This window comes from Moorena sp. SIO3B2 (assembly GCF_010692525.1).
In the GTDB taxonomy this organism is placed as follows: Bacteria; Cyanobacteriota; Cyanobacteriia; order Cyanobacteriales; family Coleofasciculaceae; genus Moorena; species Moorena producens.
In genome coordinates this window covers 1-10,887 of sequence record NZ_JAAHHE010000051.1, presented here as the reverse complement: position 1 = coordinate 10,887, position 10,887 = coordinate 1, and the positions used below count along the sequence as shown (strand labels likewise).

The window sequence follows — 10,887 nt, the reverse complement described above, 5'->3', positions numbered from 1 at the left end:
CAAGCTACCAACACATCTTGACGCCCAAGCACTCTCAAATCCTCTTCATCGAATTCAACCGGTGTACCACTGCGAACCAGTTCAGCAAAGTCCTCATTAGGCACCATCCAGCACAGGGTATATAAACGCTCAGTCCCAGTATTTCTAATTTCATGAATTCCTGTAGGCGGAACTAATAACGTATCTCCAGTCCGCAGCGTAACGATTTTGCCATCACAGCTAGCTAACCCTTGACCCTTGAGGATATAGAACATTTCTACTCCAATTTTATGATAATGGAGCGGAGTCTTTCCTCCTGGCTCAAAAATCTCTACACAAAATGTTATTGAAGCATTAGCACTGTCTGGATCGAAGACAATGGCTAAGCGATTTTTATCTTGGGGACTAATACGATAAGCTTGGTAGTCTTTGGGAGACCTAACTACGGGAATCATGCAACGATTATCCATGGTTGATTTATTACTGTTGAGGGTTGACTGTTGAGAAGTTAATTGAGAATTTAATTAGTTAAGTGCTTTGAGACTTGTTGGAGAATCTTTGACAACTCAAAGCCAAGGATTGGTTAGGATTATAAGTGGTAACTTTTATTCAATAATTTTAGTCAATAATCTAGTAAGATAGTGGCAGCATAGTCTTTGAATAGCTGTAGTTTAGTTTATCTACCAATCCCTAGCTCTTAAATTTAAGATTATCTAAATTTTTTGGGGACGATTCACTTACATTCGGTAGAGTTTGTAAAGAAATATGAAATAGCCCTTGAATTCTCCTACACCCCACAGCCTATAATTCACATTTTTGTTTGGGGCGATTGACTTAATCTGGGAGAGTTTGTAAAGAAATATGAAATAGCCCTTGAATTCCCCTACACCCCACAGCCTATACTCCACCTTAACCAGCAATCTTGATTTTTCTCTAGGTACGTAATAAATAGGAGTAGGTAATTAATCGCTAGGGGGTTGACAAAATTACCTTTTACCTGATTACTTTTAGGGTTTTCCATGGCGTCGCATCAGATAATCCAAGATTCGGTCTAATCTTTCCACAGCAGCATTAGTCGAAACCGGTTGCGGGCGCTAGTTGTTATTTTAGAGCCGTGAATCGTTCGATACTTGGAGTAAGTGATCCCTTGGATTCAATTACTAAACATCTGAAACAGTTTAGTTATCCTGTGATGACCATCCCGTGAATCTTGATGAGATTTTACTTCCTGTTGCTGGAGTAGGGCATTCTCCAACACTTGTTCAATGCGATCGCATAAAATAAATTCCATTTGGCTAAGCACATCGTCCGGCACGTCAACTAGGTCTTTCTGATTCTGTTGCGGTAACAGCACTCGTTTGATACCAGTCCGGTGCGCTGCTAACACCTTTTCTCGCACTCCACCAATGGGGAGTACTTCACCACTGAGGTTAATTTCTCCGGTCATGGCAGTATCCGTGCGTACCGATTGATTCATCAACAGGGATGCGATCGCTGTTACCATAGTTACCCCTGCAGAGGGTCCATCTTTGGGAATTGCACCGGCTGGCACATGGAGGTGTAAGCCATTATCTTTGAATGCACTCAAGTCAATTCCCACAGATGCAGCATGAGACCAGACATAGGAGCGAGCAATCTGAGCCGACTCCTGCATTACTTCCCCAAGCTGACCGGTGAGCATCAAGTCTTTACCCTGGGGTAAAAAGACAGCCTCAACAAAGAGGACTTCTCCCCCTTGGAGAGTCCAAGCCAGACCTGTGGCTACTCCAGGTTGTGTAGTTTTGCGGATCTGTTCGAGCAGAAAGCGCCTTGGTCCGAGTGAGGCTTCCAACTGTTCCGGATTGATTGCCATTGGCTCAGTTTTACCATTGGCATACTGAACGGCAACTTTGCGGCACAGAGTCCCCAGTTGTTGCTCTAGTTTACGTACTCCTGCCTCACGAGTGTAGTTTTCAATCACCTGGCGTAGGGTTTCTGTGGGTAGTTCCACAGCATTAGCTGGCAGTCCTGCCTTTTCGATCTGTCGAGGCAATAGATATTTCTGAGCGATCGCAATTTTCTCCTGTTCGGAATACCCAGATAATTCAATAATCTCCAGCCGATCTATTAGTGGAGGGGGAACACGAGATAGGTCATTAGCAGTACCAATGAAGATAATCTGGGACAGATCGAAGTCCAAATCCAAATATAGGTCTCGGAAACTATGGTTTTGCTGGGGATCAAGGATTTCTAGTAAAACAGAGGCAGGGTCACCACGATAGTCCATGCCCACCTTATCCAACTCATCAAGCATAATCACTGGGTTCTTCACCCCAGCTCGATATAGCGCCTGTATAATCCGACCTGGCATAGCACCGATATAAGTGCGACGGTGACCCCGTAATTCTGCCTCATCCCGTAACCCACCCAGGCTGACTCGCTCGAAGGGACGACCCAAAGCATGAGCAATCGAGCGACCTAGACTGGTTTTACCTACCCCCGGAGGACCAGCAAAACAAATTACTGTACCGATGCTGTAGCGCTGATCTGGTTTCTGTGGCTGTTCAGCATCCCTTGTTTCGAGATCCTGCTGAGTCCAAGCCATTTGTTTGAGCTTGAAGGTAGCTAGGTGTTCGATAATACGTTCTTTAATTTTGGTCAGGCCATGGTGATCCGCATCAAGGACTTCCCTAGCATGTTGCAGATCCAGGTTGTCCTGCACCGTCTTGTTCCAAGGCATCTCTAACAACCAGTCGAGATAAGTGCGAATCACCCCACCTTCTGCCGAGGCATTCCCAATACGTTCTAAGCGAGCTAATTCTCGTTTCGCTTGCTTTTGGGCAGTTTCCGGTAATTGGCCTTCCTTGATCCGAACCCGCAATTCCTCAATTTCCTGACTATCGGGATCCAGCTCACCTAATTCCTCTTGAATTTGCTTCAGTTGCTGGCGCAGGAAGAATTCCCGCTGCTGCCCCTCAATTTCCTTTTTCGTCTCTCCCAGAATTTCTCTACGCAGGCGCTGGACTTCTACCTCCTGCTTCAAATCCGCCAGCATTTGACGCAAGAGCATCTCCAGGTTTTCCTCCTCTAACACTGCCTGCATTTCCGGAACATCCTGCTGTAACAAGATGGAGGTCTGGTAAGCCAACTGCGCTGGCTCATCGCTATGCAATAAGACTGCTAGAAGTTCTTCAGGGAAGTTGGAATTTAACATAGCAGCCTCTTGCCAAAGGGATTGAATCGCACTAGTTAGGGCTGCTAGGGTCTGTTGTTCTGTTCCTGCTGCGATCGCTGTTTCTGTAGTAACTTGAGGCAGGAGTTGATAGTTAACAGTGTAGGTGGGTTCGGTCTGAATTAATTGCTCAATTCGGACTCGCTCGAGACCTTCAATGATCAGTTGGACTGGTCCGATGGGTAGTCGGCTTATTTTTTTGACCACAGCCAGGGTAGCAACCGGATAGATCTCGTCGAGGCTATTAATTTCAGCTTTTTCGTCTTCTTCCAGTTTCCCCTGGGCTTCTGGGCGAATCGCAGCCACAATTAGCTGCTTGTGCTCAGTCAGCATAGTTGACTCAGCTACTGCCACAGAACGACGCCTACCTGCTACGATTGGCAGCGTAATCCCTGGCAGTAACACAATGTTGCGCAGGGGAAGTAGTAAGCTGGTTTCCAGCTGTTTCTCTTGCCTGGAAAATACGCTAGCAGTGATATCCATAAAACCTTCCTCTCCCATCGATTCACGTTCTGCCTTTCGCCATCTCCGGGATATTTTGGTTGCAGGGAGCAGGTAAGCAATCTCAACAGCTCACTTTAGCCTGTATTTCAATTTTATGGTATTTTTTGGATGTCCGCATCGGCTAAAGCGTATTATTAGTACTCTACCTTATCGGTTTTTTCTTGCCATTCTTGGAAAGCTCTCAACGCTTCATCCGGCATCAATTGAATTATTGGGAGTTTGCGATCGCTTATCGGCAAGTCCAATTCCTCGTAAATGAACTGGTCATCAAATCCAATTTGAGCGGCATCAGCTTTAGTATTGGCATAGTAAACTTTGTCTAGCCTAGCCCAGTAGATCGCCCCGAGGCACATCGGGCATGGCTCACAGCTAGTATAGAGTTCGCAACCGGTCAGTTGAAAAGTCTGTAAGACCTTGCAAGCATCACGGATAGCTACAATTTCAGCATGTGCGGTGGGATCATTAGTGGAGGTGACTTGATTATGAGCTTTGGCAATAATCTCTCCATCCTTGACAACCACTGCTCCAAATGGACCTCCCTTTCCAGAGCGAACGCTGATCACAGATAGAGCAATTGCCTCATTCATAAAGCGACTGTTAGGCTGTGTCATGAATTTCCATGGTTTAGAATTTTCGCTTTGCCATGATAGCTCAGTCGTCAGGAGCGCAATTTTTAAGAAGGTGGGTTACGGCGCTTTTAAAGACTGATTGATCATCGCTCAAATCCTGGCCGCGCCTAACCCACCCTACTGGGCTGACATCTCTAAAAATGTAAGTTGGCTTGAACGAAGGGAAATTTGAAGAAGGTGGGTTACGGCGCTTTCAAAGACTGATTGATAATCCCTCAAATCCTGGCCGCGCCTAACCCACCCTACGCAATATCTAGGGGTTTGCCTTAACCTCGTGTCATTTTGATGTGCTCCATAATTATCTGCTTCTTAGCCTCTGAATATAAGGAAGGCTGCTCCTGAGGCAGTTCCGTAGTTTTCTGCAGGTGCTCCATGATTTTCTGTTTGCGTTGTTCTTCTGAAGTAGCCATAGTTAATATGTTGAGAAATATTGTCTTACATTAATTTATGTTAAAATTTATCGGATCAAATGGCAAGCTCAAATCCCCATCTTCCCCTAAGGCTTGAAGCTGCTGGAGTTTTTGGGGTGCTAAACCCAGCATCTGTTGAGCTTTGTTGATCTTTGATATAATGTATAGTTTTAAATCCCATACCGAAGTTCTTCTCAATCAGCTGGTGGTTGCGATTGCGTTCGCGAAGCGGTTCTTTTGGAACATTGAATTGTCCACAATCCCTGTCAAAAAATTTTTTTCTCAGCTTGATAGAGAGGATGCTTAGCAGTTATCAGCACGTTGTAACTTCCCCAATTGATAACTGCTATAGAGAGTAATTATATAATAAAAAAATGACCTATTATTAGCTTCGGAGACCAAACTAATGGTAGTGACGAAACCGAGAGCAGATCGGGTGGTTTTACATAACATTTCCTGGGAACAGTTTGAAAATCTGCTGCTGGATTTAGGTGACCATCGCTCTGCTCGTTTAGCCTATGATTATGGTACCATTGAGATTATGACTCCCTTACCTGAACATGAATATTATAAAGAGGTGATTGGTGACTTAGTTAAAGACCTGGCAGATGAACTAGATTTGGACTACGAAAGTTTAGGGTCAACAACCTGGCGGCGAGAGAGTAGCTTAGCTGGGCTAGAAGCAGATAATTGTTTTTATATCCAAAATGAAGCGGCGATTCGAGGCAGGTTGGACTTAGATCTCAACCAATATCCCCCCCCAGATCTTGCTCTAGAAATTGATATAACTAGTAAATCACTGCCTCGTTTGCCAATCTATTCTCGCTTAGGAGTCCCAGAAATATGGTGCTATGATTCTGGCAAACTAACAATTTACTTACTGCAAGAAGGTGAGTATGTAGAACAAGCAAAGAGTAGGATTTTTACTGAGTTACCGATTCAAGAGCTTCCTAGTTTAATTGAGCGCCATCGGGCTGATGGTAGGCGGGCAATTCGGCGAACAGTGCGAGATTGGGCAAGGAACTATTTTTAAAACATTCGAGATTTTTGGATAATATTTAAGTCATATTAATGTCAAGTAATAAAGAATTATAGCGTTAATCATACTTATAAGATAAAGTCAAGTTTATTCCCCCTACTCCCTACTCCCTACTCCCTACTCTCTAAAATCCCAAGGGCGTAAGTAACTTACCCAAGTTAAAACCCCTATAACTGGTATAGTTAAAACGGCAAACCATCAGATGCACTACCAATCAAAGTATGCCTAAGGCTGATGTTATTGGATTAGGACGGTCAGGTCTTGCAGCCGCAAGACTCCTAAGAAAAGAAGGTTGGGATGTCACTCTCAGCGATGCCGCTAGCCCTGAACGCATCGCTGCACGTTATACCCCAGAAGACTGGCAACACCAACAACAACAGCTTGCCAGAGACGGAATTAACCTTAAACTGGGTTATTCCCTAACCCTAGACTCTTCAGACTTACCCCAGCTAATTGTAGTTAGTCCTGGTGTTCCCTGGGATATACCAGTGTTAGTTGCGGCCAGGACCCAAGGCATTGAAACCATAGGGGAAATTGAACTAGCTTGGCGTTATCTCCAATCCTGTCCATGGGTAGCTGTTACTGGTACTAACGGCAAAACTACTACCACCTCCCTGATTGCTGCTATTTTTCAAGAAGCTGGTTTCCATGCCCCCGCCTGCGGTAACATCGGTTATGCGGCTTGCGAACTCCTGCTAGCACCAGAAATCAATGGCAAAGCCCAGGAAACATCCCCAATCGATTGGGTAATTGGGGAAATCAGTAGTTACCAAATCGAATCTTCCAAAGACCTTGCTCCTCGTATTGGTGTCTTGACAACCTTGACCCCTGACCACCTCAGCCGCCACAAAACCCTGGAAAACTATTATGACATCAAGGCATCTTTACTGCGTCGCTCCCAGTTACAAGTTATCAATGGGGATGACCCTTACCTGGGTAATTTGGGCGTAAACTACTGGCCTGATGCCTATTGGATCAGTATCACAGGTGGTCAGGGGGACAGGAATTTTCAACCTTGGGCTTACATCCAAGATGACTGGGTGATAGCAGACTCAGAACCGATCTTGCCAGTGAAATCCTTACAGATGGTCGGAGATCACAATCGACAAAATTTATTAATGGCAGTGGCAACAGCACGATTGGCAGGAATTGAGAAAAATGCGATCGCATCCGCCATTGCCAAGTTTCCTGGTGTGCCCCATCGCCTAGAAAAGGTGATTACCTGGCAGGGGATAGACTTCATCAATGATAGTAAAGCCACCAACTATGATGCGGCTCAAGTCGGTTTAGCCTCAGTAGCTGCACCGACTATTCTAATTGCTGGTGGTGAAGCCAAAGCTGGTGATGATACCAGTTGGATTGAGACCATTAAACTCAAAGCAGCGGTTGTCTTACTAATTGGTGAAGCTGCACCTGCTTTTGCAACACGCCTTAAGGAAGCTGGCTACTCCAGTTACGAAATTGTGGAAACTATGGCGAAGGCAGTACCAAGAGCAGCAGAACTAGCTCAACAGTATAATGCGGGTGTTGTCCTGCTCTCTCCCGCCTGTGCTAGCTTTGACCAATACCAAAGCTTTGAACATCGGGGGGATGATTTCCGCAGGTTGTGTCAGCAGCAGTTCAGTACTATTTAGCTAGTAACTCACGGTAACGTCCCTAATTGGAGAGCCATGTTATGTCTAGCCAAAACTTTCGCAAGCCAGAATTTAGCAGAGAACTGCGCTTAGGACTAGTGGTTTATGGTGGAGTCTCTCTAGCCATTTATATGAACGGTGTTTGCCGAGAATTTTATAATGCTGTTCGCGGTCGAGGTATCTATAAACTTGTTAAAGCTCTCACCGATTCTGATATTGTTGTTGATATTCTCTCAGGCACGTCAGCGGGAGGGATTAATGGGGTTCTGCTTAGCTACGCTTTGACTAATAGTAGTCAGGATGAAGTAATCGATTTTGAAAACTTTGCCCAAATTTGGCGGGAAAATGGCAACATCCGCAAGCTCATGCATCAACCTAGCCTTAGTCAAGGTAAAAATGATGGGGAATCTATTTTAGATGGCAAGGGCTACTATCAAGATGCCCTAGCTAAAGCCTTTGAACAAGGGCAGATTAATAAAAAGAAAGCACCCTCAGACGAGTGGGTATCTTCGTTTAATGAATTAGATTTATTTGTGACAGGAACTGATGTTATAGGACGGGTTGATACCGTTTTTGATGATACCGGACGGGTGATTGATCTTAAAGACCACCGCACTATCTTTCATCTCAAGCACCGTCAAGGTCGCAAAGAGCCCTTTAATCCCAATTTAAACCCAAACCATTCCACTGTCAAAGACACCTATCAAGCTCTGGCAAAACTGTGTCGCATTACATCGTGTTTTCCAGTTGCCTTCCCTGTAGTTACCGTTGAGTTAGATAATCCTAGCAATCAGGTCGATGCCAAGTTAGTAGAATGGGGAATCCTTAACAATCGCAAGTTACCGGAAACCCCTCCAACCGGTGGGTATCAATTGCACTTTGTGGATGGAGGGGTGCTAGATAATCGGCCTTTCAGTTATACCATCAAAGAAATGTATTATCGTGCCGACTATTATCCAGTTGAGCGCAAGTTATTTTATATCGATCCCAGTCCAGATAATTTTGCTGGCAGCCAAAAGTTTAATCAGATGCCAAAGCCTGATGTCTGGGAGGTGATCCAGGAGTCGTTGTTAGGAATACCGACCTATGAAAGTATTAGTAATGATTTGGGGTTAATCAAAGACCGTAACCAGAAAATCCAGCGCTACCAGTCTCTACTAGCAGATGCGGAATCCCCCTTATTTGCTAAGGCTGACAACTCCCAACAGACAACGCTCCCAGTTGAGACGGGAATTTATTGGCGTAGTCGTCTGATTAGCTTACGCGATCGCACATTACCTCTAGTCTTGAGAATGTCTCAAGTCAGTAGCACCAAATCTTACCAAGAAACCTTAAACAAGCAAGTCCTTTTAGATCAAATAGCTAAGCTACTGACGCAACACATTACTGAACCGGAAAAACGGGAAAATCACGACATTATTCTCCAAGACCCTAGTCAACAGATTAGCAATCTCGATATCGAATATGCCTTAAGGAAGCACTTCTATATCGTTAAAAAAGTTTGTCAGTTGATGAATCAGGAGCCATCATTATCAGAGTATAAAACGCTCCAATCCCTAGCCTTAAGGCTAGGTCGTCACATTAAACTCCTAGAAGTCCTTAAGATGGCATTAACTAAGCTGTTGAATCATCCCCAGGTTAGTCAATCCTTCTATGACCTGATATCATCCTTTCAAACGAATCAAAGTTCAGAGTCTACGGATAATCTGCGTAGTCAGATTTACAACCGTCTACTCCGGTTATACCGTTTCTTGCTCGATGCTAAGGGGCTAGCAGAATTTGTACCACAAAACCATCAGCAATCTTATTTAGAAAAAGTCCCAGCCTATTTATTGCAAAAATTACCAGAAGCAGCAGAACAATTAGCTGCTAAATCTGAAACCCAGACAGTTGGAAAAACCACCATGGACTGGTTGCCCCAGCCACTAATTTCCAGCATTTTTGAACAATTTCAGCAAAAAGTTAATCAACTAGAGCAAGAACCAAATCAACTTCAAAAAATCTGGCTTGCTGAAAAATATAAAGATAACGATAATGAAAATAATGGAAAACAATACTCCTCCGTTTTGTGCAAGATAGAGGAAGCATCAGAAAAATTCATTGAACTAAGTGGGCTAAATCAGTCTGAAGAAATATTGACTCGTTTTAAACGATTTCGAGAACTCGATCAAGTTCTGTATCCCTTTGAGTATCTATCTGAAATTGAGGAAAAAGACCTGATCGAGACGATTCGGATTAGTCCAGATGATGCTCAGCTAGGTTTTGGTAAAGGGCAAAAATTAGATAGTAAACTCGCGGGAAATACCTTAAATGCTTTTGGCGGTTTCTTTAAAAAGTCTTGGCGTTCCAATGATATTATGTGGGGGCGCTTAGACGGATTAAACCGGATAGTGGAAGCTTTACTTACTCCTGAAGGTATTGCTAAGTTTCCTAATTTTTTGAAACGACAAGCTCAAGAATATAACATTCCTGAAGCGGGAGAAGAATTTGATCAGTTTAAAGAACAGTACTTAGATTTTTTAATTCAAGAGTCTTTCCCTAACGCTACGGCTGATCACCAGGATAAAATTAAAGATCATCTACGTAAGCTGGCAACTCCTAATCCAGATCTTTCTGAAGCTGATATTAAAACAATACTGGATGATTTAGTCTTGGAAGGACATCGTGATATTCTCAGCACTGACCTACAGAATGTGATTGAAGATGAAATTTCTGAACAACTAGAGTGGAGTAACCAGCGAGTTCAACCTGCTGCTCCTAACGATAGTCTAACCACAAGTCAAACCACAATACCCCAGTATAGTCTAGTTGAGGGTAGTTTTAGTGAAACCATTAGTCTACTAGCAGCTCAGGAATTAGCTAGGAAAAGCATTGACTCCTTACCCCAGGGTAAAGAAAAGTTCTTTCTCAACCATTACCAGGTGGGTTCAGAGACATTCTCAAATGATATTCCCAGTACTATCCTCACAAATCTCGCTACCCGAGCTGCCCTGATTCTGCGAGATATGCTGATCACTGTATTAGGCGATCGCACTCCAGGCTTCGGTAGTAGTTTGATCTATCAAGTCTTGAATAAATCCTTAGAACTATTTTATTGGTGGCAACAGATTAGCCAATCATCAGGGATTAAAAAGGGTGATGGTAGTCGCCAGAAGTTGATTTCCCTGGTAGTGCAAGTAGCCTTGTTGCTGATTGCTATCCTGTCTGTGGTTATTATAATATATCGGTCATGGGTATGGTTTGCGATCGCATTTCTTACTGGGGTGTTGTCTTGGCTTTTAGGGAATCCTTGGAAAGCTATAGAAGAGCGATTAATTATCAAGGATTAATTATCAAGTATGTGTGCGTTGACGTAGCGATTCTCCTTTCGAGACACTACGTCAACCCATAGCTGTTTGCCCCATCTCCCGCTAACCCTTTCGGGCAAAGCCCGACGCTGCGCGAACGGGTATAACGGGAGGGGAATTGGAGTTGAATGATG

The 10,887-nt window shown here is 44.0% G+C and carries 6 protein-coding genes; 3 read left to right on the top strand and 3 right to left on the bottom strand.

What is annotated here, in order from left to right; all coding sequences use genetic code 11:
• From F6K38_RS14420 to F6K38_RS14410, 3 genes are all read right to left on the bottom strand, one after another.
• On the bottom strand, positions 1–449 hold a 449-nt coding region (locus tag F6K38_RS14420; protein WP_287356809.1), incomplete at its 3' end, for a cupin domain-containing protein.
• Between the two features lie 683 nt (positions 450–1,132).
• Positions 1,133–3,673: an endopeptidase La gene (lon, locus tag F6K38_RS14415; protein ID WP_287356802.1), complete on the bottom strand. Its 2,541-nt coding sequence runs from the start codon at positions 3,671–3,673 to the stop codon at positions 1,133–1,135.
• 155 nt (positions 3,674–3,828) lie between these two features.
• Entirely contained in the window at positions 3,829–4,305 is a 477-nt protein-coding gene (locus F6K38_RS14410) for a nucleoside deaminase (protein ID WP_287265537.1), read from the bottom strand.
• An 834-nt stretch (positions 4,306–5,139) separates the two neighbouring features.
• Between F6K38_RS14410 and F6K38_RS14405 the strand changes: the two genes are divergently transcribed.
• The 3 genes from F6K38_RS14405 (at position 5,140) to F6K38_RS14395 (ending at position 10,735) form a co-directional block, all read left to right on the top strand.
• Entirely contained in the window at positions 5,140–5,766 is a 627-nt protein-coding gene (locus F6K38_RS14405; protein ID WP_287356801.1) for a Uma2 family endonuclease, read from the top strand.
• A gap of 227 nt (positions 5,767–5,993) precedes the next feature.
• On the top strand, positions 5,994–7,406 hold the full coding sequence (gene murD / locus F6K38_RS14400; protein WP_008182378.1) for a UDP-N-acetylmuramoyl-L-alanine--D-glutamate ligase: 1,413 nt from the start codon (positions 5,994–5,996) through the stop codon (positions 7,404–7,406).
• A gap of 41 nt (positions 7,407–7,447) precedes the next feature.
• Positions 7,448–10,735, top strand: a complete 3,288-nt coding sequence (locus F6K38_RS14395) for a patatin-like protein (protein ID WP_287356800.1) — start codon at positions 7,448–7,450, stop codon at positions 10,733–10,735.
• The last annotated feature ends 152 nt before the right edge of the window (positions 10,736–10,887 follow it).

What these genes read in the sequence shown, in the direction of transcription:
- lon (WP_287356802.1), bottom strand. Translation starts at nt 3,673, where the DNA reads ATGGATATCACTGCTAGCGTATTTTCCAGGCAAGAGAAACAGCTGGAA.
- F6K38_RS14410 (WP_287265537.1), bottom strand. Translation starts at nt 4,305, where the DNA reads ATGACACAGCCTAACAGTCGCTTTATGAATGAGGCAATTGCTCTATCT.
- F6K38_RS14405 (WP_287356801.1), top strand. Translation starts at nt 5,140, where the DNA reads ATGGTAGTGACGAAACCGAGAGCAGATCGGGTGGTTTTACATAACATT.
- murD (WP_008182378.1), top strand. Translation starts at nt 5,994, where the DNA reads ATGCCTAAGGCTGATGTTATTGGATTAGGACGGTCAGGTCTTGCAGCC.
- F6K38_RS14395 (WP_287356800.1), top strand. Translation starts at nt 7,448, where the DNA reads ATGTCTAGCCAAAACTTTCGCAAGCCAGAATTTAGCAGAGAACTGCGC.